Origin of the sequence: Nocardia transvalensis, from assembly GCF_015477765.1 — a bacterium.
Classification (GTDB): Bacteria; Actinomycetota; Actinomycetes; order Mycobacteriales; family Mycobacteriaceae; genus Nocardia; species Nocardia transvalensis_A.
In genome coordinates, this window is record NZ_JADLQQ010000008.1 from 409,004 (window position 1) to 433,299 (window position 24,296).

At 64.4% G+C, this 24,296-nt stretch carries 19 protein-coding genes and 2 CRISPR repeat arrays; of the genes, 15 read left to right on the top strand and 4 right to left on the bottom strand.

Features of this window, described 5'->3' with window-relative positions:
- Positions 1–652 precede the first annotated feature (652 nt).
- Entirely contained in the window at positions 653–1,723 is a 1,071-nt protein-coding gene (locus IU452_RS25470; RefSeq protein WP_195111660.1) for a hypothetical protein, read from the top strand.
- On the opposite strand, the gene IU452_RS25475 is transcribed toward IU452_RS25470, so the two are convergent.
- The gene (locus IU452_RS25475) at positions 1,695–2,771 is read right to left on the bottom strand and encodes a fumarylacetoacetate hydrolase family protein (RefSeq protein ID WP_228818683.1); all 1,077 of its coding nucleotides are present in this window, start codon (positions 2,769–2,771) and stop codon (positions 1,695–1,697) included. The two genes, IU452_RS25470 and IU452_RS25475, sit on opposite strands and share 29 nt — an antisense overlap.
- A gap of 606 nt (positions 2,772–3,377) precedes the next feature.
- Between IU452_RS25475 and IU452_RS25480 the strand changes: the two genes are divergently transcribed.
- Positions 3,378–4,448 carry a methyltransferase gene (locus tag IU452_RS25480; protein ID WP_324192809.1) on the top strand — a complete coding sequence of 357 codons (1,071 nt, stop codon included), beginning with the start codon at positions 3,378–3,380 and terminating at the stop codon, positions 4,446–4,448.
- Positions 4,449–4,537: 89 nt separating this feature from the next.
- Here IU452_RS25480 and IU452_RS25485 read toward each other — a convergent pair whose 3' ends face one another.
- Both IU452_RS25485 and IU452_RS25490 read right to left on the bottom strand, forming a co-directional pair.
- Positions 4,538–5,221: a cysteine hydrolase family protein gene (locus IU452_RS25485; RefSeq protein ID WP_416382364.1), complete on the bottom strand. Its 684-nt coding sequence runs from the start codon at positions 5,219–5,221 to the stop codon at positions 4,538–4,540.
- A 798-nt stretch (positions 5,222–6,019) separates the two neighbouring features.
- Complete coding sequence (locus tag IU452_RS25490; protein ID WP_195111662.1) at positions 6,020–6,496, bottom strand: hypothetical protein; 477 nt, start codon at positions 6,494–6,496, stop codon at positions 6,020–6,022.
- Between the two features lie 141 nt (positions 6,497–6,637).
- On the opposite strand from IU452_RS25490, the gene IU452_RS25495 reads away from it, so the two are divergent.
- Positions 6,638–7,684 (top strand): phosphotransferase family protein, encoded by a 1,047-nt coding sequence (locus IU452_RS25495; RefSeq protein WP_195111663.1) that lies wholly within the window; start codon positions 6,638–6,640, stop codon positions 7,682–7,684.
- A 138-nt stretch (positions 7,685–7,822) separates the two neighbouring features.
- Complete coding sequence (locus IU452_RS25500) at positions 7,823–8,884, top strand: AAA family ATPase (RefSeq protein WP_195111664.1); 1,062 nt, start codon at positions 7,823–7,825, stop codon at positions 8,882–8,884.
- A gap of 71 nt (positions 8,885–8,955) precedes the next feature.
- On the opposite strand, the gene IU452_RS25505 is transcribed toward IU452_RS25500, so the two are convergent.
- Complete coding sequence (locus IU452_RS25505) at positions 8,956–9,849, bottom strand: dihydrodipicolinate synthase family protein (RefSeq protein ID WP_195111665.1); 894 nt, start codon at positions 9,847–9,849, stop codon at positions 8,956–8,958.
- Positions 9,850–10,027: 178 nt separating this feature from the next.
- Between IU452_RS25505 and IU452_RS39625 the strand changes: the two genes are divergently transcribed.
- From IU452_RS39625 to IU452_RS25560, 11 genes are all read left to right on the top strand, one after another.
- A complete protein-coding gene (locus IU452_RS39625) occupies positions 10,028–10,882 on the top strand; it encodes a protein phosphatase 2C domain-containing protein (protein WP_416382365.1) in 855 nt (284 codons plus the stop codon).
- A gap of 27 nt (positions 10,883–10,909) precedes the next feature.
- A CRISPR array of direct repeats spans positions 10,910–11,730; the repeat unit is 29 nt; unit sequence CGGCGCACCCCCACGTGCGTGGGGAGGAC.
- A gap of 251 nt (positions 11,731–11,981) precedes the next feature.
- Complete coding sequence (gene cas3 / locus IU452_RS25515) at positions 11,982–14,750, top strand: CRISPR-associated helicase Cas3' (protein WP_195111666.1); 2,769 nt, start codon at positions 11,982–11,984, stop codon at positions 14,748–14,750.
- 326 nt (positions 14,751–15,076) lie between these two features.
- Complete coding sequence (casA, locus tag IU452_RS25520) at positions 15,077–16,678, top strand: type I-E CRISPR-associated protein Cse1/CasA (protein WP_228818762.1); 1,602 nt, start codon at positions 15,077–15,079, stop codon at positions 16,676–16,678.
- Positions 16,679–16,733: 55 nt separating this feature from the next.
- On the top strand, positions 16,734–17,354 hold the full coding sequence (casB, locus tag IU452_RS25525; RefSeq protein ID WP_195111668.1) for a type I-E CRISPR-associated protein Cse2/CasB: 621 nt from the start codon (positions 16,734–16,736) through the stop codon (positions 17,352–17,354).
- A complete protein-coding gene (cas7e, locus tag IU452_RS25530) occupies positions 17,351–18,484 on the top strand; it encodes a type I-E CRISPR-associated protein Cas7/Cse4/CasC (protein WP_195111669.1) in 1,134 nt (377 codons plus the stop codon). The genes casB and cas7e overlap by 4 nt, the downstream gene beginning before the upstream one ends.
- Positions 18,481–19,215, top strand: coding sequence for a type I-E CRISPR-associated protein Cas5/CasD (gene cas5e / locus IU452_RS25535; RefSeq protein WP_195111670.1), 735 nt, complete (start codon positions 18,481–18,483; stop codon positions 19,213–19,215). Before cas7e ends, cas5e begins: the two co-directional genes overlap by 4 nt.
- Positions 19,212–19,853 carry a type I-E CRISPR-associated protein Cas6/Cse3/CasE gene (cas6e, locus tag IU452_RS25540; RefSeq protein ID WP_195111671.1) on the top strand — a complete coding sequence of 214 codons (642 nt, stop codon included), beginning with the start codon at positions 19,212–19,214 and terminating at the stop codon, positions 19,851–19,853. Before cas5e ends, cas6e begins: the two co-directional genes overlap by 4 nt.
- Positions 19,850–20,821, top strand: coding sequence for a type I-E CRISPR-associated endonuclease Cas1e (cas1e, locus tag IU452_RS25545; protein ID WP_324192810.1), 972 nt, complete (start codon positions 19,850–19,852; stop codon positions 20,819–20,821). The genes cas6e and cas1e overlap by 4 nt, the downstream gene beginning before the upstream one ends.
- An 8-nt stretch (positions 20,822–20,829) precedes the next feature.
- Positions 20,830–21,144 carry a type I-E CRISPR-associated endoribonuclease Cas2e gene (gene cas2e, locus IU452_RS25550; protein WP_228818684.1) on the top strand — a complete coding sequence of 105 codons (315 nt, stop codon included), beginning with the start codon at positions 20,830–20,832 and terminating at the stop codon, positions 21,142–21,144.
- Positions 21,145–21,570: 426 nt separating this feature from the next.
- A CRISPR array of direct repeats spans positions 21,571–21,965; the repeat unit is 29 nt; unit sequence CGGCGCACCCCCACGTGCGTGGGGAGGAG.
- Between the two features lie 838 nt (positions 21,966–22,803).
- Positions 22,804–23,520 carry a methyltransferase gene (locus IU452_RS25555; RefSeq protein WP_195111673.1) on the top strand — a complete coding sequence of 239 codons (717 nt, stop codon included), beginning with the start codon at positions 22,804–22,806 and terminating at the stop codon, positions 23,518–23,520.
- A 4-nt stretch (positions 23,521–23,524) separates the two neighbouring features.
- On the top strand, positions 23,525–24,277 hold the full coding sequence (locus tag IU452_RS25560) for a class I SAM-dependent methyltransferase (protein WP_324192811.1): 753 nt from the start codon (positions 23,525–23,527) through the stop codon (positions 24,275–24,277).
- The last annotated feature ends 19 nt before the right edge of the window (positions 24,278–24,296 follow it).

Sequence of the window (24,296 nt, forward strand, 5' to 3'; positions counted from 1 at the left end):
GGCACGTCGTGCGGTCGATGGGGCGTGTGGCTGATCGGCGGACCACGGTGATACCTCCCAGCGAAACTCGGGTGCCCCGCTAACTGGCGATGCCTCGATTCCGGCGGAAAGCCGGAGCGAAGGACGGGCGTCTGGAACGCAATGGCTCCCTGAGTGTGGTATGTCTCACGTATGCTCGATATGCGCGCGACGCATGAATTGGCCCGAACGGCCTTTTTCGCTGCGCGAGTCAGAGGTGGACGCTATTATCCGCAGACACGCGGCGAATCCGGATCAGGAAGCCTCCATGCCCTTGCGCTTCTGTTCTTGCGGTACGCGCCTGGCGCAAGACAACTGCACCGGGCTTTGCGGTGCATGCCATCGCCGGTTGGCGTCTTCCCAAGTCGGGGCACCTCGAGTACCCCGATCCTTCTGGGGTGATCCAGACATCGCCGCAGCGCTCGACGCTCACCACATCGGTCGTGTCCTGGAGGCGTATCGGCAGCACAGTTGGCACCCGAAACCGATCTCGCAGGCAACGGTCGCCAACTGGTGCGCCTTATCTCAGCCGCAGCTATCTCGCATCGTCCACGGGCCCCCGGTTACCGATCTGGCAAAGCTCATGCGTTGGGCGCATGCCCTGCGCATCCCACCCGACCTACTGTGGTTCCAGATGCCGCAGGGCGACGACCACCTTGGGGATGAGGAGGACGACGTGCACCGTCGACAGTTGCTGCGCGGCATCGCAGCTACTTCATCGGCAGCCGTGTCAAGTTCGGTCCTCGACCAGCTCGAGAACCTACGCCGGAGTGTCGAACGCGTGCTCGCGCCCGACTGCGTCACCAAGGCGACTCTCGACCGGTGGGAGGGATTGCCGAGCACGTATGGGCAGCAGTATCAATCCGTGGCCCCGGCCGAACTGCTCACCAACGTGGCCGCCGATTTTGCAGCGCTGCGGCGACATCTGGCGATGCGGCAGTCGACCCGGAATCGGATGACACTGTGCCAAGTCAGCGGACAGCTGGCGGTACTCGCGGGCATCTTCCTCGCCGCCCAGGGCGATCGCCGAAGCGCTCAGAACTGGTTTCGCACTGCCGGGCTCGCAGCGAAGGAATCGGGCGACCGGCGACTGGCAGGCACCGCTCTGGTGCGGTCCGCAATCGTAAGCCTCTACCACGGCGCGCCCACTCAGGCGCTTTGTAGCCTCGCTGAGGCGCAACCATTGCTCGGCGACGCACCGACACCGGCACGGGCCCGTGCGCTGGTAGTACAGGCGCGAAGTCTGGCCAAGGTCGGCAAAACCGATGAGGCGCGATCACGGCTCGCCGCATCCGAAGATGTTTTCAACGCGATGCCATCATCAGCGCTGCGCGATCCCGCGCTCGGATTCACCGAGCGGCAGTTCTACTTCACCACCGGCAGCGCCTACACCTATTTGGGTATGACCGCCGAAGCCGAGCAGATGCACCGCGAAGCATTGGCGCTGTATCGTCCTGCCGAGCATCTTGACCCGGCGCTCATCGAACTCGACCGCGCACGCTGCATGCTGGTCACCCATAGTCCGCGCAGCGCATGTGCCCACGCCGCCGACGCCATCGCAGCAGTGCCGCCCGAGCATCAGGGCCTGGTGATCCGCTACGGCCGCGAGTTCTACAGTCAGCTTCCGAGGCCCGTCCGTTTTCTGCCGGAGGCGCAGGACCTGCGTGACCTGATGTTCAGCGCGCCGCATCGACGGGATTCGTGAGCTCCCCGACACCCGGGATATCGACAGTCACGGTGTCACCGGCGACGAGCACGCCGACGCCGGCTGGGGTCCCGGTCAGCACAACATCGCCGGGCAGCAGGGTCATTGCCTCGGAGATATACGCGACCAGCTCAGTCACCGAAGTCAGCATGTCTGCAACCTCACCGTCCTGGCGCAGCACATCGTTGACCCGACACCGCACCCGACATCCCGCCGGGAGATCTGTCACCAGCCATGGCCCCAGCGGACAGAAGGTGTCGAACGCCTTCGCGTAACTTGGTTGTCCGTCACGGCGTTGGAGGTCCCGCGCAGTCACGTCGTTGGCGCAGGTGTAACCGGCAATCACGCCAGAAACCCTGTCGGATGGCACATTTCGACAGCGGCGACCTATCACCACCGCGAGTTCGGCCTCATGGTGCACCTCGGCCGACTGGGGCGGCAGGACGATCGTCTCGCCCTGTCCGATCACGGCGGACGGTGGCTTGAAGAAGATCCGGGGTCGTTCGGCCGTGGCTAGTCCCAGCTCCGCAGCATGGTCGGCGTAGTTGCGGCCGACCGCCACGATCTTGCTCGGTTCCGCGGGCGCCAAGAGCCGAACTGCGGCCGGATCGATCTCTTCACCAGTCCGAATGCTGCGGCTGTCCCATGGCGCATGGGAGAGCCGCAGGATCACCTCGTCGTGCACGCAGCCCCACATGGCCTGATCACCCGATTGGAATCGGCCGAAACGCATGACGCCAACGGTAACGCTTCGAACCAACACGAAGACGACCCTGGGCATTACCGTCGCCGACTCGACGAGCTGTCCGGCACCCCGCCCGACCGGGTCGTCGGCGCACTGGTGGCCGGGGCGGGCCCGGCGCACTCGCCGCCATCGCCGAGCGCGTACAGGCCCACTTCGCCGCCTGGCGTCGATCACGTCTGCCTGCAGGTTCTCACTGCCCAACCAGCCATCGCGCCGATAGCCGAATGGCGCGAACTGAGCCGTCTCAACAGTTTGCTTCAGCAAACGACCGCGACCCACGCGAAGCAACCCTTCGACCGACATACTTCGGTACCCACCCCGGGCGGTGCTCGGTTCGTTTCGCCATCGCCGCCCGTGACCAGTGTGTTGCGTTCGGCAATGTCCTGCACGCGTCATCGCCCTGCGCGACCTCGGAACGCGCTGACCAAACATGCCGATGTCATCGACAAGAAAGCCGCGGAATGGGCGACGGGCACTGGCCGGAGTGCCGCGGTCTGCTGGTCGGCATCGCACCTCACTAGCGATGGCCGCAGCGCCACGGTCCATCTCAACCACGGCGGAGGTTCTCGGCGACGCCCAGTGGCTGCAGTTCGCCGACAACCTGATCGACATCTTGTACAGCTCGCCATCGTGACAGCGACCACCGTCCATGACGAAGGAAACCAAGGCACCTGTAGTCGCACGACTTAGGGTGGGAGGCCCTGTGTCCCTGAGGTATTGGCTCACTTGCCCTTCAACTATGTCGAAAGGCTGTGTGGCGCAGTGCGTTATCTGTTAGCGTCGGCGTGTATTCGGGTACTGGGCCGACGTAGAGATATCGCTCACGGTCAGGCTGTTGCGAGGGGGCAACTTGAGGTCGGCGTTTCGTGATGGGAAGTGCGCGTGGCCAGTTGGTCGAGGAGGCGAGGAGTGAGCGACATCGACACCAAACCTTCGGCAGCGGACCGGGAAACACCTGAAGGTTTGACCCCGATTCCGTTATTCGAGATCGTGCAGGGTGGTTGGGCGGCGTCGACGTTGGCCGCGGCACTCGAGGTCGGCTTGTTCGAAGTGACTGCTCGACCGGGCGGGCTCGGTCGCGAGGACGTCGCACGGGAGTTGGGAATTCAGGATCGTCCTGCCGATATCTTGCTGGCGGCCTGCGCGTCCCTGGGGCTTCTGATCAAAGACGGCGAGCGATACCGCAATTCGCCGTTGTCGGATGAGTTTCTCGTCGAAGGGCGTCCTTACTATTTCGGCGGTTTCGTCCGGTACGCCGATCGGCGCAGGTACCCCGGTTGGCAGGAGCTTGCGACCGCTGTCAGGACGAACCGGCCGACCACCTGGGATCCGGACAAACAGTCGAGCGTGTTCGACCAGGGCGACCAACTCGTCCTGTCGATGTTCTGGGAAGCCATGCATTCGATGAGTTCGTTCACCGGGCGTGTGATGGCGCGGGCGCTGCCGGTGCTGGCCGAACGTCATGCGCTTCTGGATGTCGGCGGTGGATCAGGCGCTTTGGTCATCGAGGCATGTAAGGCAGTGCCGACGCTCCGCGCGGCCGTGTTCGAGCTTCCGCACGTCTGCGAGATCGCGGCACAGAAGATCGCTGCGGCGGGACTCGAGGCCCGCATCGCTACCGTGCCGGGAGATTTCCTCGCCGACAACGCACTGCCCACGGGATACGACACCATCGGTCTGTCCGCGGTCCTGCACGATTGGGACGAGGAAACCGGCCGTGCGCTGCTCGGAAAGTGTTTCCGCGCACTTGCATCCGGCGGGATGATCATTGTGCTGGAGGACCTGCTCGACGACGACCGGACCGGACCGTCGCGGGCCGCGCTGGTCGGGGTGAACATGCTGGTCGAAACCGAAGGCGGCAAGAACTACTCGGGCGGGGAGTACACCCGCTGGCTGACCGACGCGGGCTTCACCGACGTGAAACGCATCCCCTGCGAATCGGTGACGACGAACAGCATCATCCTGGCCCACAAGCCGTAGCAGGCGGTGATCCGGCTGGGCCTGCGTTCGACTCCCCATCCAGCTGAACATATAGCGGCAGATGAACGCAGGACCTGGTCAGGGTGCTACTAGTCGGTAGCAGGGACGGGCTCGCTCCAGTACCGCGGGTCGCGGCCGTAGTTCGGTGTCGTGAAGGCGCGGTCCCAGGTCGCGCCGTCGGCGATCAGTGCTCGCCACGGCGCGACTTCGACGTAGAGCACTCGCATAGAGTTCAACCCTGCCTGGTGCAGGTTGGGTCCGTCAGTGGAGACGGCATCCTCGGCGACGGCGACTTCGTAATTGCGTTCCAGTCCGGCCCGCACCGTGGCCTCCACACAAACGTTCGTCTGCAGCCCAGCGACGATAAGGCGTTGTGCTCCAAGGCTTCTCAGGACCGGGTCGAGTTCGGTGTAGGTGAAGAAGCTGTGCCGGGTTTTCTCCATGACGATGTCGCCAGGTCGCGGCGCGACCGATTCCATGATCTCGCTACGCCACTGCACCTGCTCAGCGGACAGGTTCGGCAGCCGGGACCGCCGCGTGCGTAGATGCCGCGCGGCGCGGGGGTTTGCCGCTAATGTCCCAGCAGGGCTGGTCACCTGCCGTGAGTAGATCACCGGGACGCCACGAGCCCGGGCCGCGTCGAGCAACTGCCGGCACTCGTCGACGACTTCGGGGAGCCGCCAGATCGGTGGCCAACCCAACGCGTCTCGAAGGCCATCGTCGGCGATGTAGCCGTTTTGCATGTCGATCATCAGTACTGCGAGGTCGCTCACCATGTTCTCCGTCCACCCCTGATGCGAGTTCCAACTCCAATGATCGTTGTCAGCTCGAGGACGGGGAGCCGGATCGGCTCGCTGCCATGGGTTGAGAACGGGATTTGATCTGGAGGAAGCGGACGAGATTCAAAGCCCAAGCCGCGGAGCGCTTCAGCAGTCCCGCCCTCCTCCTCGCGGTCCTCGTGGTGGTCGTTGTCCTGCTGCTGATCTGCCTCGTGCTCGGCCTCGTTATCTGGCTCGCCTTGCTTTTGATGCACACGAATCAATTAGCAGGCGAACGATTTGTCGCATCGGCAGCGTCGATCACGAGATTTCTTCGCGCGCAGCAGACCGGTGGGCTGCCGGCATGGTCTGGCCGTCATAGGCGGACAACTGCCCTTCCTCTCGGCTTAGAAGACCCGCCATCCAGCAAGCGCTCTGGGGATCCACTTCGCGCCGCACCTGGGGCATTTCAGAACGGTGGGAGTGGGACTGTTCGATTGCGCCACGCCGCCGCAGTGGCAGTAGAAGGTTGTCCGGTTCGACTTCAACTGCGTGGGTTGAGGATCAGGTTCGGGTTCGTCGCTCATGGGGCCGATCTTCCCACCGCCCCACCCCATGGTGGGCGGTTCACGGCACTAGGTGTCGGTGAGTTGCCCGCTGACGGCGTGTCGGAATATTCACCGTTAATGGATGGACGTGTCCGAACGCCAGCCGGTTCCGCCCATGCCGGTTGATCTGCCGCCGGACGGGCAATGATGGATCCACCGACATCGCCTCGTCCGGCAGGTCGACCAGCTGTCGAAACTGGTCGAATCAGGCGGCATACCCGAGGCGTGCGCTGCCGGTCGACCGACCGCCGTTCACCACGCGGCGACCGTTGCGGTCGAACACCGATGGCGAAACGATGTCCCAATACGGGTTTCCGGTAGTGGGCTTATCCCTCGCCATGTAGTGTACGAACCGTAGATCGAATGCGGCATCGGCCTGGTCATCACCCGTGCCCGCGAGCATCGGCGCGGCGTCCAGGTAGTCCGCCACCTTCGGATACTCGGCTCGCAGACGCTGCTCGTCACCGAGTAACGCGGCCAGTTCGTCACGACGCTCCGCAGTCAACACCAGGTCAGTCACACATTCGATTCTGGCTTCGCCCAGCCACTTTCGGGACCAGTTGCCGAAAGTTGATTCATTGCGTGGCGCTCTCTCAGCCTGGCACCGGCGGCCGTCGTCAACGCCTCCCCAGAGGGACGGCAAAAGATCACCAGCCTCGACGACCACCACGAACTCGTGCAAGAGAGGCAAAGCTTCCGTGACAACGCGGTGCCTGGCTGGCACCTATCCCGTCCCGAGACTGAACCCAATGGGTGTTCTCGGGCGTGCCCAGCTGTCGGTGGTCGATGGCATCCTGGGGCGATGACACGGGAGGCGAGTCCGATGGTCACAGGACACCAGGCGTTTCGGTCGACTCCAGCGGATTCCGCAGGGTTCGCATCGGTCGACCCGCATTCCCTCTATCGGCAAGCCTGCACGCATCCGGAGGGCGCTGCGGGCTTCTACAACCGCAACATTCGTGTGGCGGCCGGTACGCGTGCGGTCAATGTGCGGATCCCTGTCGAGGGTGCGGACTTGATGGACTATCGCCAATGGCCCGAGCCACAGGTCTTGGCCGCGATCGCGCCCCACATTGCGGCGGTTCCTGTCCTGTCCTGGGAGTCCGCGCGTCCGGCGTATCAAATTCACGAGTACATCGACGGTGACGTACTGGACCAGCTCGCCCCGCGCGGACACCCGGTACCGGCGCATGTTCCCTCCGATGTCGCGCAACTGTTCGCTCAGCTGCGAGCCATCCCGCGTAGTGCCCTGCCGCCGACCCCGGGCGGGCTCGATGACGACCCGCAGCGGTTCGCCCGCCGTCTGTGGGGTGTCACCCGGCAGGCGTATCTGGACCGTCGCTGGGGCCACTCCCGTCTGTTTCGGCGGCTGCGGATCCCGGCTGACCCGTTCGAACCGTTGGTGGGGACATGGAACGCCCTGCGACCCAGACCGTTTCGGCTCATCCACGCCGATCTGCACCGTAAGAACATGATCGTCCGCAACGGTGAAACCGTGTTCTTGGACTGGGAGTTGGCCCTGTACGGCGATCCGCTCTACGACGTCGCGATCCACCTGCACAAAATGAGGTACCTTCCTGACGAGCAGGAACGGTTTGTATCGGCCTGGGCGGCGGCCGAACCCGAAGCCGCGCACAGCGAGTGGGAGCACGATCTACAGATCTACCTCGTCCACGAGCAAATCAAATCCGCAGTCCTCGACGCTGTCCGCTACGCCAAACTCATCGCCGAAGGCGGTCTCACCCCGGACAACCAGCAGTTCTTGGTGCGGAAACTGGCACAGAAGCTGCAGGCCGCCGCATCTGTGTGGGGATTGGAAGCGCCGATCGGCGAAGTGCAAGTTGAAGCAGCGCTGCGCGGCGGATGCTGATCGTGTGCTGATCAGTCCTGCTGAGAAGTCGTGGCTAGCTGGCTACTGCGGGTAGCGGTGGCTGCCGAGACCGTGGGTTCTTGCGGCGGACGTAGCTGCGATGGACTAGTTGTAGGACGGAGTTGAGAGGGTGAGCGCATGGATTGGGATGGGCTGGGTGCACAGCTGGACGCGGTCTCTCGGCAGTACGCGCAGCGGCACGGATTTCAGCGGACACCAGAGTGGCTGGTGCTGAAGATCGCCGAGGAAGCTGGCGAACTGGTGCAGCAGTTCCTCGCCGCCACGGGGCAGGGGCGCTCTCGTGGCAAATCGCCTGCAGAGCTGAATGATTCGGTCGACAACGAGATCGCCGACCTGCTGGGCCACACGATCCTGCTAGCCCATCATCGAGGCACCGACCTGCAGACCGCGCTTGATCGCAAATGGCTGCGGCGCATCACAACCGGCGAACTATCCCAGTCACAGTTGTCATCGTGCCCAGCATCGGACGGCACAGCCGCCGTCATGCGGAACCTGCCGCAAGTCACCGACACGATGCGGGTGTTCGAAACCGACGACTCGACGCCGGTGCATGCTACATGGAATGACGATGGCGACGCGGTGAGGACTGTGCTGTCGGCATCGGTGATGGAGGCGTTGGCCGATTGCGCCCGGCGCCTGGACGGGCGCGGATTGATCGTGTTGTGTGGGTTTCCCGGATCGGGAAAGTCCACTGCCGCACGGTATCTGGCTGCTGTCACCGGCGCGATGGTGCTGGACAAGGACGCCTTCGCACCGGGGCTGGAGTCGGCGGTGATGACACGGCTGACCGGCAACCCCGATGATCGCGACAGCGACGCCTACAAGTCGGTTGTCGCCCCACACGTCTACGACGGCCTGATCCGCATGGCAACGACTGTAGCTGCCCGCATCCCGGTGATCGTGGACGCGCCGTTCCTGAGTCTCATCCAAGCCGCCGGTGATGCGGGGGAGCGATTCACCGATCACCTGAAGAGTCGGGTCGGGGCACCGCAGTCGCTGCCGGTGATCACGGTCTGGGTGGACAGTGCGGCCGAGCAGATCCGCGCCCGCATGACCATCCGCGGCGCCGATCGTGACGTCTCGAAGCTGGCCGACTGGCCCGCATACGAGTCCGCGGTCCTGACCGGCGGTCTGCGGGAAACTGCTCACGCCTTGGTGGACTCGGTCATCCGCAACTGACTGCGGCACCGCGCGCTGTCTCGTCTGTAGCGAGCGGGTGGTGAGGCAGGTGACGGGGCGGTGCCGTGGTGTTATCCGAGTGGCCGCATTTCGGTCAGGGTGTTGTGCATTGCGGTCATGATGAGGCGCCACTGAGCGGGTTCGGCCGCGGTCAGGGGCGGACGCACACGGGCGGGAAACCCGGGCAGACGGGTCTGGAGGGCGGCCTTGGCGAAGGCGATGTCGCTCAGGGGGAGGGTTTTCCGGGCCTCGGTGTAGCGGTCGAATACCCGTTGCAGGTGCGCCGCAGCCTCGATGTCCCTGGCGGCCACGGCGGCGGCGATGCGAACCGGAAGCTCGGCCACCGGGCCACCGGCACCGGTGACGACGCCGTCGACACCCAGCTCGCGCACCCTTGGCCCGACCCGATCGTCACCCAGGAACACCTGTATCCGTGCGGACGCCGCCTTGTATGCCCGGCTGGCGGTGAGGTCCTTGCCGGAGTCCTTCACCCCGAACAGGGCGGGGAAATCCGCGGCGAGCCTCGCCACCATGCCAGGGCTTAGATTGACCTGGGTGTGCCGCGGAAAGTTGTACAGCAGAACCGGTTTCTGCGCGCGGCCCAAGACCTGGGCGAAGAAGTTCTCGAGCCCTGCTTCGGGGGCGTGGGCGAAGAAGTAGGGCGCGATCGCCGCCAGACAATCGGCCAGGTCATTCGCGTGTTCGGTGAGATCGAGGGCGTCATCGAGGGCGCAGGCACCGACGTGGGCGATCAGCGTGCCACGCCAGCGACTACGGCAGAACTCCACGAGCTGGCGGCGCTCGCGCACGGTCAGGCTGGCAAACTCACCGGTCGTACCGTTGACCAACAGACTCGTCACGCCAGCGTCGTGCAGCAGACCGAGGTAGTCACCGAGCGCAGAGAGGTCCACGGCACCGTCGGGCCGAAACGGGGTCACGGTCGCAGCGATCGGTGACGAGATCATGATGCGTTTCTAGACGATCAAGCCAGTTGGGTCGAGCACTCGGTTCCGCGACATCGGCGATAACGGTCGTTGGAAAGCCGTCTGTCCTTGCTGATTCCGTACCTTAGTCGCATGCGCAATAGTCGCATGCGCAACATACGATGCAACGCGGATCCGCATACGACCGCATCGTCAAGTCATGTATGTGTCCACCGCTACCGCAGCGGTGCCTGGTCGCCAGAACGAGGACTTCGTGGGCCGCACCGGCCAGGTTTTGGTCCTCATCGATGGGGCAGGCAACCCGCCCAGATCAGCGACCGGTTGCTTGCATGGAGTCGCCTGGTACGCGCGCAACCTCGGTGCCACCCTTCTCCGCACCGCTCAGGCACCCATACGGCTCACTCATGCACTGGCAGCAGCGATAGAACAGGTCGCAGCGTCGCACAGCGCCACCTGTGATCTTCGACATCCCGGCAGCCCGTCAGCGACGGTCATCGTCACCCGCCTCGACGACGGGTATCTGGACTACCTCGTGCTCGCCGATTCAACCCTGCTGCTGGGCACCACAACCGGTGGCGCGTTCACCATCACCGACAACCGGGAGGCGCTGGTCGGCGCACCGTACCGGAGCCGGCTCGACCAACTGCCGTGCGGCACCGCCGAACACGCCAACGCATTGACTGCCTACGTCGAGTCGATGCGGGCGCACCGCAATCAGCCGGGCGACAACGGATTCTGGGTTGCCAGTGCCGACCCGGCCGCCGCCGACGAGGCGATCACCGGAAGGCTACCGGTCGCAGAGCTTGCTGCATTCGCCGCGCTCAGCGACGGCGCCGCGCGCCTGGTGGACCGATTCCAGCTCGCGACATGGGACGAGGTCCTGCGCATTCTGGCAACCGTTGGCCCCACTGAATTGATCGACCGCGTCCGCGCGGCCGAACACAGCGACCCGAATGGCCGCCGTTGGCCGCGCGGTAAGCCCCACGACGACGCGACCGCCCCCGACCGTCAGGCGCGGGCATTGGCGCACCCCACGTGGTGGGGAGGACATTGAGCGAGGTACGGATGTCGTCGACCGTTGTGGCGCACCCCCACGTGCATGGGGAGGACTGTCGCACGGCCGCCCACCATGCCCGGGCGCGCGGCGCACCCCCACTTGCGTGGGGAGGACGACGAAGCGGTTCGAATGCTCACGCGCACATTCGGCGCACCCCCACATGCGTGAGGAGGACGACGATCCTGCAGCGACGCCACCCGCTCATGCGGCGCACCCCCACGTGCGTGGGGAGGACCTTGTCGCAGATGCCGCAGTCCCGCCACTGATCGGCGCACCCCCACGTGCGTGGGGAGGACAGAATTCCGCGCAGGTAGTTCGCCGTATACGGCGGCGCACCCCCACGTGCGTGGGGAGGACTCGATCACGGAGCCAATTGCCAGGCCCGCAGTCGACGCACCCCCACGTGCGTGGGGAGGACGTGCGGCTTGTCCTCGCGGAGGTACATGAGTACGGCGCACCCCCACGTGCGTGGGGAGGACGACATCGTGCCGATCGTGGCCGACCGAATGGGCGGCGCACCCCCACGTGCGTGGGGAGGACCTCACCGCCCGGATGAGCTTGTGCCCTCGCTGCGGCGCACCCCCACGTGCGTGGGGAGGACCGGGCTGTGTCGGAACGCAGTTCGTCGAGAGGCGGCGCACCCCCACGTGCGTGGGGAGGACCTCAGGTGCCGGTCCGAAGAAGTTCTCACGGCCGGCGCACCCCCACGTGCGTGGGGAGGACGGGGCCGATCCCGCCGATTTCGACACCGCCGACGGCGCACCCCCACGTGCGTGGGGAGGACGACATCAGCGCGACCGCCGTTGCGGTCGCCCACGGCGCACCCCCACGTGCGTGGGGAGGACACTTGCTGACCTGCTCTGCTTCGAGCCTGTACGGCGTTTCGTGGTTATTGGCGGCGTCATGTTCCGACCGGACGGAATTGTATGGTTCGGCGTGTCATACGTTGGAGTGTTGGTGTAAGGATCGTGACGGTCTGTCCGCCACTTGGGTTGGGTAGCGCGATTCCAAAGGCGGTCAGGCGGTCTCGCGGTTTTTGTCGGTGCGTCGCCGTAGTGTCTCGGTCGTAGTCGCGAGCTTTGTTCCGAGGGGCATGATGGGTGATCAGAGTGAGATCGATCTGCGGTTGTGGGGCAAGTCAAAAGGACTGCCCGGGCCGTATCCATTGGTCTGTCACCTCCTGGATGCTAGCGCGGCGGCCGGAATGCTTTGGGAGCAGTACCTTTCGGACGGGCTTCAGAAGTTTCTTGCCGATGGAATGGGTGTGGATGTTGAGCATGCTCGGCGTCTGCTGATGTTCTGGGCGGGACTGCACGATATCGGCAAGGTAATGGCGTGTTTTCAGATGCAGGACCCGGCGGGGTTCGGTGCCGGGGAGTATCCGGTGCCTGTGGGGGAGCGGCAAGGCCATGACTACGCCGCCCATGTCTGGTTGAGGTTGGCATTGGTCGAGAAGGAGTTCGGCGAGGACGCCGCGCTTCTGGTTGCTCAGTTGCTGGGTGGCCATCACGGCTGCTTCTTCCGCCTGGATCGGCGTACGGCTGCTGTGCCTCTGGTATTGGTGCCTGAGCTCGGCGACGGGGCATGGGAGTCTCAGCGTCGAGCTTTGGTGGACGTGGTGTATCACCTTGTGGGGGAACCTGATCCGATTTCCGATCTGGATCCGGCAGCCGCTGCGGTGGCGTGCGGCGTCGTAATCTTGGCTGATTGGCTGGTCAGTCAGGCCGACTTCCTCATCCCGAGGCTGGCAAGGGTGCCGAAGCGGGGTGATCGCGACTCGCTGGAACGCTACTTCCGTGCGGCAGTGGTGGACACACCAGTGCTGATACGGGAGGCAGGCTTGGGACGGTTGTGTTTGCAGTCCGGGAGTTTCGCGGATGAACACCGACTGCTGCCCCCGAGGACGCCTAATGCGTTGCAACGCTCGGTGGCGGAGAATCTTCCCCGGTTGCTGACCGGTGCCCCGGGGGTGCTGCTGATCGTGGCGCCGATGGGATTCGGCAAGACCGAGACTGCGCTGACTGCTGCTCGGCTGTGTGGCGAGACGGTGGGTGCGTCAGGGATCTTTTTCGCGTTGCCGACCATGGCAACTGCGGACCCTATGTACAAGCGGTTGTCGGAGTACGGTTCGCGTCGTGCCGTCGAGCCAGCGTCTCTAGCCTTGCTGCACAGCATGGCCTGGCTGAATTCAGCATATTTGCCGGACGGGCCCGACGCGGAGGTGGTTACCGGCGAGGATTCGAATGAGGCTGCCGCGCAACGTTTCATGATCGCTGTCGTCGAATGGCTGTTGGGCGCCAAGCGTGGTTTGCTGGCGCCGTGGGGCACCGGGACGATCGATCAGGTGCTGCTCGCCGGTGTGCGAGGTCGCCACAACATGCTGCGCATGCTGGGCTTGGCTGGCAAGGTTCTGGTTGTCGACGAGGTCCACGCCTACGACGCCTATATGCAGCAGCTCCTTCGCCGGGTACTGACCTGGCTCGGTCGACTGGGTGTTCCGGTGGTGTTGCTGTCGGCGACGTTGCCGCAGCGAGTCGCACAACGGCTGGTCGAGTCGTATCTCCAAGGCGCTGGGCACCGGCTGGACGATTTCTCGTTCCGCTACCCCGGCTGGCTGTATGCCGATGCACACACAGGCACTATCGATGTGTTCGATTTCAGTTGTCCTCGAACCGAGTTGGCGGTTGGCTTGCGCCAGGTCCCGCAGAGTCCGGACGGCGGTCTTGACCGTATCTTGGTGTTGCGCGACGTTTTGGAGCCGTTGGTGACCTCCGCGGACGGTTGCGCGGGGATCATCTGCAATACCGTCTCCGAGGCTCAGCAGACCTACTGTGACCTCAAGGCGTGGTTCGCCGGCGTGCGGGCGAGTGGCGGATCGCCGCCGTCGTTGACATTGCTGCACTCTCGATTTCCGGCCGACCGACGCGAGGAGCTGACGACTAGTATTGTCGCCGCGTACGGGAAGGACGGGGACCGGCCGTGCGGAGTGGTAGTGGCCACCCAGGTGATCGAACAGTCGATTGATCTTGATTTCGACCTGATCATCAGCGATCTCGCTCCCGTGGCGCTGCTTCTGCAGCGCGCCGGACGCGGTCATCGCCACCTTCGTAGCCGCCGCGCGGAATGGGCACAGACTCCACGCCTGGAAGTACTGATGCCGATGAACACGGGACAGTGGCCGCTGTCGTGGCCATACGTCTACCCGCGGGCACTGCTACGGCGCACGCGAGAGGTGCTGTTGGCACGAACGGCGGGATCGGCCGGAAATGGTGTGGCATCAACGGTTCCGGGTGGACCTGTCGAGTGCACGATTACGATTCCCGATGACGTGCAGGAGCTTATGGAGCAGGTGTATGACGAATCGTTCGCGGACGGCACTATGGCGACCGACGACATCGAGAATTTGGCCGACGAGCAGGTCAAGCGAGCGGTGGCCGACATGGTCGTCGTACCCGACCCCGATGACCTTGATGCCGACCTATACGAATTAACCGATCGCGAGATCGACGACGCCATGTTCACCACTCGGCTCGGCGCCGACTCCGGACGAGTCGTCTGGTGCTACAGCGACGGCGACGACGGCCGATGGCTCGACCGCGATCACACCATCGCACTGCCGCAGCACGGCCCGGGGCCCCAGGGCCGATTGACGAAAGGTCAGGTGAAAACCGTTCTGGCCAAGTCGATTCCCGTTCCCGCGACCTGGATTGCTCATCCAGCTCCTGAGAACGCTCCACCGGGAACCTGGGACAAGAACCCTTACCTACGCAAAATCCTTCTTCTGGTCGAGCGGCCCGACCGACCCGGACGGGTGCAGTTGGGCGGCAGGGTCTGCCGGTTGGACAACGAGCTTGGACTCACATGAAAGGTTAACTTGCCATGCTTCCCCCTTTTGGATTGACCGCTAAGGTTGTAGATTCAACCCCGTGGTCTCCATGGAACTCAAGCTCACCATCAAACGTCTGCCCGGGCAGTGGTCGCTTCCCGTTGCCGTGGTCACGCTGCTGTTCTTCGCTGCAGCACTGGCCGGTCCCGGTAGTAGCCCTCACGTGTGTGAGGAGAGGAAACCTCTGGCTTCACAGGTCATGCCTCCCCGGGCACACCCCCACCTTGTGGGGACCTCGGGTTCCGAGCATGTTCCGGGTCGCTGATGATGGAGCCTGAACAGTGACCACCGGTGACGTCCGAATTATGCCAGTAGTCCCGCTGCGGTGGTCTGCGGCGGGGCCGGAGGGGATTGACCTACCCTCTGCGAGCTTGCGGAGTGGCGGATGCGAGCCTGGAGCTCTGCCATCGTCGCTGGGGTTGTGGGATTTGTTCGCGGCAGCGCACGTGATCGAGGACATCGCGGTCGGTCCGCCACCGGTCGCTGCGGGACTGTGGCGGATTCTGACCGTCATTGCGGCGCGGGTTACGGGTCTGGACGATCCGGGCAGGCGCGGCGACCGGCGTCGCAGGGCGCGGTGGCGGGAGCGTCGGGACGATGTTCTGCGGCATGGCCGGTTCGATCGGGTCGCAGTCGATGTGTATTTCGGTGAGAGGTATGCCGATCGCTTTCGGTTGTTCGACCCTGACCGGCCGTGGTTGCAGGATCCACGGCTGGCGCGAGAGTGTGCCGCGCCCAGCGGCCTGAACAAACTGGTGCTGGGTCGACCGGCTGGGAACAACCAGCCGTGGATGACACATCATCGCGATCAAGTGCCGGTGCCGTTGTCGGCCGCGCAGGCTGCGCACCATCTGATCGGCCAGCTCTTCTACGGCGCACCGGGACGCTGCACCGCGAGGACGGTGGGAAATCGGAAAGAGGCCAATACCACCGCTGGTCCGCTGCGAGGCTTGGTGTCGTATCACCCGATCGGCGCGAACGTGTTCGAGTCGCTGGTCGCCAGCATCCCCTATCCAGGCGGCTGTGACGAGGACTACGGGGACAAGGCCCCGTGGGAACTCGACGGCATGTCTGATCCGCTCCAGGCACCACCACCGGCGACAGGGGTCGCAGGCTGCCTTGTCGGTCGGTTTCGCCACGCGGTGCTGCTGGTGCCTTCGCCGGACGCGGGAACCGTTGCCGACGCCTACCTCACCTGGGCGTGGCGCCTGCCGCACGGACCGGCCGAGGATCCCTTCCTCATCTATCAGGTCAGTCAGAAGGGGGAGCTGTATCCGCGGCCGGCGGACGCGAACAGGGCGTTGTGGCGTGACCTCGATGGACTGTTGTTGCAGGACATCAGCATCGCGAAATCGCGCCGCCCTGCGATCTTCGACCAGGCCGAGCACCTGCCCGACGGGATGCTGGAGCGGTTGCGGGTCCGGGCTTTCGGATTCGATCAAGATCGTGCGCAAGTTAGCGACAGGCAGTGGTATTCCGCGGAGACCCCGCCGGTGCTGGCGGTGTTGACCGACCCACAGTCTGTTCTCGCCATCAGCAGGGCGCGAGCTGGCGCCGAGCGTGCCGAACGTCATCTGGTCAGGGCGCTCAGTAATGCGTGGATAGCGGTCAACGACCCGTCCAACGGGAACGGCCGCCCGACGCGTAAGGACATCAAGCCGGGCCCTTGGCCCGCGATCGCGTCCAGCCGGTACTGGCACGGCGCGGAAGACGTTTTCTGGCATCAGGTCCGGACAAGGAATTTCGACGAGTCTGCACGCCGATTCGTCGACCTCGCGCTCGGCATCTATGACGCGGTCACGGCGGGGACCCGGTCCCCGCGTGGTATTCGCGCGATCGAGAACGCGCGCGGCTACATCTACGCTGCGGCCGCTACCTCCACACCCAGGGAGTCTCAGCATGTCTGACCGACCAGCAACCGTTAGCAGCAGGCGGGACACACTTCGGACCCAGGCCAACGTCATGGTGGCCGAAGTGATTCACGCCGTGAACTCCAGCAGTGGGAGCCGCGCGGCGCTACGGCGGGCGCTGCGCCATGGCCCGGACAGTGAGCAAGCCAGGAACGCGCACAGGATCGTCGCGCCCTATTTGCCTGCCGGTGCCGGCCAGGCAGCGGAACGCGCGTTCTACGCAGTGGCGTCGATGATCGCCGCCCAGCCGCGGAATGCGCGCGATGACGCCCGCGACAATGCCGACGCCGGACATGTCGAAGACCCCGGTGAGGTCGAGCTCGACGCTGATAGTTGGGAGTCTCGACAGACGTTGGGGCAGACGCTGGGACGTGCGGCCGCGCTGGGCAAGGTTGAGTTCGACAGCATGGAAAAACACCTGCACCTGCTGTGCCGACAGCACCTGCACGGTATCCATCAGCACCTTCCCCGCCTAGTCATGCGGCTACGTGCCGAACTGGTCGAAATCGACTGGCCCCGGCTCGTTGTCGACTTGGCCGACTGGCCGTACGGACGCGACCGGATCGCCAAGCGGTGGCTGCAGGACTTCTACCGCACCCACCACGCACTGACAGCCGGCCAGAAGAAAACCGCCGCGAAGAATTCCGAAAGCTCCGAAAGCGAGGATCAGTGACCACCGCCCGGTTCGTCGACATCCATCTGCTGCACACAGTCCCGTACGGCAACCTGAACAGAGACGATTTGGGGTCGCCCAAACAAGTGACTTTCGGCGGGGTCGAGCGCACCCGGATCTCGAGTCAGGCATGGAAACGCGTGACACGTTTGGCCGTGGAAACCGCCGTCGGCCAGGAAACGAAACGGACGCGGCGCGTTGCGCAAGCTGTCAGCGAGCGGCTGGTGGATCGCGGATGGGCCGCCGAACTGGCAGACGCGGCCGGCGCCCAGGTGCTGCAGTCGGCCGTCGCTGGTAAGGACGTCGGCCTCAAGACCGAGGATGACGGGAGCAGCTCGGTGCTGCTGTACCTGCCGGTGACCGCACTCGATGCGCTTGCCGACCTGGCGGAAAAACACCGCGACGCGATCGCGGCACAGTCTGGCACCACCAAGCGCAAGCCCGTGCTGCCATCCGACGAGGTCGCGAACATTCTCAAGACGCGAAACGGCACGATCCACCTGTTCGGCCGCATGCTCGCCGAACTGCCCGGCGGCGATGTCGACGGTGCGGTGCAGGTCGCACACGCTTTCACCACCCATGCCGCGGAGCCGCAGATCGACTTCTTCACCGCGGTCGACGACCTGAACCGGCCGGAGAACAAAGGGAGCGGTCATATGAGCGATGCCGAGTTCTCCGCCGGCGTCTTCTACCGCTACGCGAACATCGACATCGCCGGTCTGCAACGCAATCTCGGTGTCGACGAGGCAGCGATGGCTCAGCAACTGACCCGAGAGTTCCTCACCGCGTTCACCCGCACCATTCCCTCGGGAAAGCAACACTCCACTGCCGCCCAAACTCTGCCGGATCTGATTCATGTGGCCGTGCGGTCCGACCGGCCAGTGTCGCTGGCCGCCGCCTTCGAGTCGCCGGTCCGGGCGCAGGGCGGCGGCTGGGCCGAACCATCGCGACACGCACTGTCGACCTACGCGTCCCGGCTACGGAAGCTGTGGCAGGACACTGGCATCGTCTGGGACGGCTACGCCTCCATCGATGACAACGACCTCACCGGACTCGGTGAACGCGTGGACGCCTTCGCCGATCTTCTCGACCGCGCCCTGGCCACGGCGTTCGCGCAGGAGCATTCATGACCGGACTGATCCTTCGCCTCGCCGCGCCGCTGCAGAGCTGGGGTGAGCACAGCGCCTTCTCGGTCCGCGACACCCAACGCTTCCCGACCCGATCTGGACTGATCGGAATGTTCGCCGCCGCCCGCGGTTTCGAACGTGGCCGACCGCTCACCGAATTCGAACCTCTACAGCTGACCGTTCGAATCGACCGTCCCGGCACCATCGTCTCCGACTTCCACACCATCGGCGGCGGCAACGAACCCGCTCGCACCGCACTGACCGCCGAGGGCAAACGCCGCCAGGCGGGGAAAGGCACCATCGTCACCCGGCGGCACTACCTGTCGGATGCCGTGTTCACTGTTGCCGTGCAAGGTCCACAGGAGGTTGTCGGGACCCTGGCCGCCGCATTGGATGCCCCCTGGTGGCAACCGTATCTGGGGCGGCGTTCCTGCCCACCGGAGCAGCCGCTGCTGCTGCGCGCCGATGTCACAGACGCCAGCCATGATCTGAAGTACAAGGTCCCCATCCCGGCGGCGAAACGCCCCAGCATCGACTTCGTCGCCGACTGTGTCGATCGCGCCGGGACGATCACCGAACTCGCAGACATCCCTGAAAGTTTCGATCCGCTGCAGCGCCGGTACCGCAGTCGATCGGTCACCCGGTTCCCCTTCACCGAGATTCCGGACCAGCTGTGGCAGGAGGACACCAACGCCTACTACTCGGCGTTATTCGAGTACATGGGGGTCTCGTGACGCTGTGGCTCACCCGTATCGAGCTGAACCTCGCCAACCCAATGGTGCGCGCGGATGTGCGCAACGTAATCAGAATGCATCAGCGCGTGATGGGTTTGATGCCGCCGGAGCTCGGCGACAACCCCCGCAAGCAAGCTGGACTGCTGTACCGGATCGACGAAAGTCGAACTGGTACACAGGTACTCGTTCAAAGCTCGCGGGAACCGAACCTGACCGCCATACCATCGAACTACGGCACCGTCGCGATCCGCGACCTGACGCCACTACTCGACGCCCTCGAAACAGACTTGCTCGTCCACTACCGCCTCGCCGGAAACGCCGTAAAGCGATTGGGCCGCGGCAACAAGGATGCGGGCAAACTCGCCGCACTCCGTGGCGAGGAGATCGGCCAGTGGTGGACTCGCCGAGCACCCGAATGCGGCCTGCACCTGAAAACCCTCACCACCACCCCCGCAGGTTACCTCCGAGGACACCGAGCAGAGGCGGACCCGAAGCATCGAGTGCGGCACGCGGTCACCCGCTTCGACGGTATCGCCGCCGTGACCGACCCCGAGTCGCTGCGCCGAGCCGTTCGTGACGGCGTCGGGCGCGGAAAATCGCACGGCTGTGGCCTGCTGAGTTTAGCGGTAGCACGGTGACCACGCCGTCGGCCGCGCGCAGCAAGCTCGGCGCGCCGACATTGGCGATGCTGCCACGGATCGCCGACTCCCTGTCGTTTCTGTACCTCGAATCAGTCCGAATCGTGCAGGACGACACCGGCGTCTGCGCCCGAGTGGAATCCCCTCGTGGCATCGAGCAAGTCTATCTCCCCACCGCCGCGCTGGCCTGCGTGCTCCTAGGGCCAGGCACCTCTATTACGCAGCCCGGAATGGCAACTTTCGCGCGACACGGCACAAGCCTGGTATGCGTCGGCGCCGGAGGAGTACGAAGCTACGCAGGAATCGTGCCCGCGTCACTGACAACCACCTGGCTGGAACGACAGGCCACCGCCTGGGCCGACACCGGTGCCCGCACCGAAGTCGCGAGCCGGATGTACACCTACCGCTTCGGCGACAGTCCGGCCGGTGTCACAATTTCGCAGCTGCGGGGATTGGAAGGGCAGCGGGTCAAAGCCATGTACCGCATCCTCGCCCAGCAATATGGCATCAAGCGATTCCGCCGCAACTACGACCCGAACTCCTGGGATAGCCAGGATCCAGTGAATTTGGCGTTATCCGCCGCGAACGCGTGCATGTACGGCGTCGTGCACGCAGCCGTGCTCGCGCTGGGCTGTTCACCCGCTCTCGGCTTTGTACACAGTGGAACTCAGCTGGCGTTCGTCTACGACATAGCCGACCTGTTCAAGATGAAAGTGACAGTTCCGCTGGCTTTCTCGCTACACGCATCGACCGATCCGGAAAGGGAAGCAGGCCGCAAACTCCGTGAGGACTTCCGACTGCTGAAACTCATGCCGGAGATCATCACGACCATCCAGAAGATAATCGACCCCAAAGCCGCGGGGGACTCGCCCGATCGAACAGGCGATATCACCCACCTCTGGGATCCGGCGCTGGGCTCGTTGCCCTCCGGTGTCAACTACGGCAACGACCTGGACTCCGGATTCTGATGGCAACGATGCTGGTGATCTCGACAACTGCGGTGCCGGAGCATGTTCGAGGTGCATTGTCCCGGTGGCTGATAGAGCCGACCGCCGGGCTCTATGTCGGCGCGGTGTCAGCAAAGGTCCGAAACGAGCTATGGGACGCGGTCGCCGCCTCGGTCGGCGACGGCGAAGCCGTATGCATCCATCCTGCGGCAAACGAACAGGGCTTCCAGATCAAAACCGCCGGCGAACGTCGCCGCCGCATCGCCGATTTCGACGGGTTACAGCTCGTGCGGTTCCTCCCGCCAGGCGAATCGGACGCCGACATGGTCGATATCGACTTCTGACCCCGAGCACTGGTTGCGTACGAGTCGCTCTACGACACCACTTTGTCCTCTTCCGGACCGGATAACACGATTGCCAGGTTGATGTTCGCGCCTGGCTGCACACAGCATGCACTATCGAAGGCCCCGCACGCTCGTCGTGAATGAAGAAATCCGCAGAAAATGCGAAGAAACACCTGGCCAACAGTCGCACTCCCAGACGCAACATGCGACACGCGCCTTCTGATACCGGACTGCGCGTGGAAATTGGCTGCGGGGACGCACGTGTGGAGAGAGGATCGTGGCGCGTTCGTCGGACCGATGCACCCCGACGCACCCCCACGTGCGTGAGGAGGAACTGAGCTGTAGGTACCGAGGATTGGCTTGCAACGGCGCACCCCACGTGCGTCGGGAGGAACTGGTGGCCGTCGCAACACCCACGCTTGTTATCGGTGCACCCCCACGTGCGTGGGGAGGAGTTCGACCCTGGCGAGACATGACCGGTATAGGGCGGCGCACCCCCACGTGCGTGGGGAGGAGGCTGGCTCGTAGCGGTAGGCCGGAAGAATCACCGGCGCACCCCCACGTGCGTGGGGAGGAGAGGAACACGTCCCGTCGTAGGCCGGGCTTACGCGGCGCACCCCCACGTGCCTGGGGAGGAGTTGCGCTGGGGCGACAACGTGGAGATGTCGACCGGCGCACCCCCACGTGCGTGGGGAGGAGCATTCATCGGTCACCACGCCGTCGACACGCACCGGCGCACCCCCACGTGCGTGGGGAGGAGGAAACCAGCGCCACCGAAATCCTCACCTCGATCGGCGCACCCCCACGTGCGTGGGGAGGAGACTTTGTGACCTGCATGTTTCTCGACGCGCATCACGTTTACAGGATTCGGAGGCTGATGGCTGGGTTTGGCGCGTTCAGGTCGTTCTGGAGCCGAAGGCATAGCTGATGATTCTGCTGAGGATGGCGTGCTTTGGCGATCTCGTGCTGGACGGTCTCCGCGTTGATAGCAGCTGTGTTTGGGTATCGACCGTCGGCCTACGGGGTATGTGTCTGTTCTGGGGTCGCCTGTGCTCCAGTCCCGGAGTTTGGTGCAAGCAGGCAGATTCGGACGAAGCCCTGGGGATTCGCCCTGGCACGACCACCCAACACCAGCGCGACCGCGCACAGCAACCGTTGCAGTATCGTCGTTCGGCGGGCAAGCCGAGACGCCAGCGTCGGCACCTGCTCGGCGAAAGTCCTTTGCCACAGTCGGATTTGTCGCAGAACAACCGTCGTACCCGCAACCGGATCAGGACCTCCCGGCTGGTGATCGCGGTGTCGGACAATCGCCGTTGGTAGCGACTGTGGACTCGACGCGACAACATTCCCGCAGTCCGGGCACGGGGCTGGTTCGCCACGAGTGCTCACATCGAGCCGCACCCGGCAGTCCTGTCGAGTCCATCCCGTCGATCTTCAACCCATCCACATGCGGGAACAGGACCATCAGCGGTCCAAGATCAGAACACCAGCAACATGATCGATCATCAAGCGCCCGTTCGCATCCGATGCCAGACTAGATCAGAGCTCTCCGGGTTCATGTGTGGATAGCCCTGCCTGGCATGCGAGTGGATTCGACGACTCAGCTACGCACTCGATGAGACGCTGGGTAGCGAGGATCGGCCGACAGATGTGCTTCTGGTGGCATGCGCACTCGGGTTGTTGGGCAAGCAAGGCGAGTGGTATGTGAACTCGCCGCTGTCGGATACCGTTCTGGTGCCGGGGCGTCGGTACTACTTCAATGGATTCATCCGCTATGCCGACAGCCGCGGGCATCCCGGATGGACCAATCTGCCTACGGCACTGCGGACGAATCGGCCGACCACCTGGGATCCCGACAAGCAGGCCAGTGTTTTCGACAACGACGACCAAATCCTGCTGTCGATGTTCTGGAAAGCCATGCACTCGATGTCCAGCTTCACCGTCCCCGTGCTGGCGCGAGCGGTGCCGGATCTGGCTCAGCGCGAAGCTGTTCTGGATGTCGGTGGAGGCTCGGGTGCCCTGATGATCGAGGCGTGCCGCGCATTTCCGGATCTGCGTGCGGCGGTGTTCGAATTGGCGTTCGTGTGTGACATCGCGGCCCGCAAGATCGCTGATGCGAGCCTGGATCACCGGGTGGCGACCGTGCCGGGTGACTTCCTCGCTGATGATGAGCTTCCGAGCGGCTATGACACGATCACGCTGTCGACCGTGTTGCACGATTGGGACGAAGACACCGATCGCATGATTCTGCGCAAATGTTTCCACGCTCTTTCCTCGGGGGAAGGATCATCATTCTGGAAGGTCTACGCAGGATCGCTGCGCTATCCGGGGATCCGGTTCATGGTTGAAGCGACAAACCGTGGGACAGGGGGTTGATGGGGTGTCCGGGCAGGCGCGGGAGCATTACGACCGGCTCGCGGCCGAGTACGAGGCGAATTGGTCCTACAGCCCGCAGTTCGTGTCGTGGATGACCTCCGCGATCGTGTCCCGGTTGTTCCCCGATGATCGGGCGGTGGACTGGGCCGCTGATATCGGATGCGGCACCGGTTTGTTCACTCGGGATCTCGTCGGTTACGCGAAGCGGGTGGTGTGCGTGGACCCGTCGGCGGGCATGCTCGCTCAGCTTCCCGAAGACCCGGCTTTGCTGCCGGTCCAGGCTTCGGTAGAGGACGTGGTCGGGGGTCGTATCACTTTGCCGCACAACGTGTTCGATGCGGTCCTGGTGAAGGAAGCAATCCATCACGTGCATGAGGCTGACCGGGCCGCGGTGCTGACCGGCTTGGGAGGCATGCTGGGCCCGTCGGGGCGGTTGTTGGTTGTGATGCTGCCGGCGCGGATCGACTACCCGTTGTTTCCGGCGGCGTTGAGGCTGTTCGAGCAGTTGCAGCCCGAGCCGGAGGTGATTGCCGCGGCGGTGCGGGACGCGGGCTTGGCCGTCGAGCTGAGCTACGAGAGCTTTGCGCTGTCGTTCCCCCGTGAGCGCTATCTGCAGATGGTGCGCAACCGGTACATGTCGCTGTTGTCGGAGTTCGACGACGCCGCGTTGGAGGCGGGTATCGCGCAGATGGATACCTCGCGCGAGGTCTACGAGTTCGCCGACAGGTTCGCCTTCATCACCGGGACGGCCGGATAGGAACGGACGGCGATGAGTC